Source organism: Synechococcus sp. H55.10, assembly GCF_047502715.1.
GTDB lineage: Bacteria > Cyanobacteriota > Cyanobacteriia > Thermostichales > Thermostichaceae > Thermostichus.
Window position 1 is genome coordinate 1 of the sequence record NZ_JANSJJ010000235.1, and the last position, 568, is coordinate 568.

Here is a 568-nt window from a genome sequence, read left to right on the forward strand (position 1 = left end):
GCTCCAGGCCCAGGAGCAGCAACAAGCCCTCGCGGAACTTCGGGCGCAACTGCAGCACATCCGCAGCACTGCCGCCCGCTACCAACAGATCTTCGAGCACGCTGTCGAAGGTATTTTTCAAACGACTCCAGAAGGGAAATATCTGGTGGCCAACCCGGCTCTGGCCCATATTTTTGGCTACGAATCCCCAGAAGATTTGATGCGCCACGTCTCCGATATCGGCTCTCAGATCTACGGCGACCCGGAGCAGCGATCTGAGTTCGTACAGCGCATGCTGAAGGAAGGCCAGGTCGTGCACGCCGAGCAGCAGGTGTGCCGCAAGGACGGCAAAAAAATCTGGATTTCTTTAAACGCCCGCACCCTGTACAGCGAGCAGGGGGAGCCCCTCTATTTTGAAGGGTTTGTTACCGATATCACGGCCTCCCGCCAGCTTAAAGAACGGCAACAGCAACTGGAGGAAGCCCGCAGAGAGAGCGAGCATCGTTTTTTGCAACTGGCTGAGAACAGCCAGCAACTGTTTTGGATTTCCACGCTTTGCGGCAAAGAGCTGATTTACGTCAGCCCCGCC

General features: G+C 56.5%; 1 protein-coding gene. It reads left to right on the forward strand.

What is annotated here, in order from left to right; translation table 11 throughout:
* Positions 1–58: 58 nt before the first annotated feature.
* Positions 59–568: PAS domain-containing protein (locus NW858_RS12010; protein WP_414520590.1), on the forward strand; the 510-nt coding region annotated here is incomplete at its 3' end.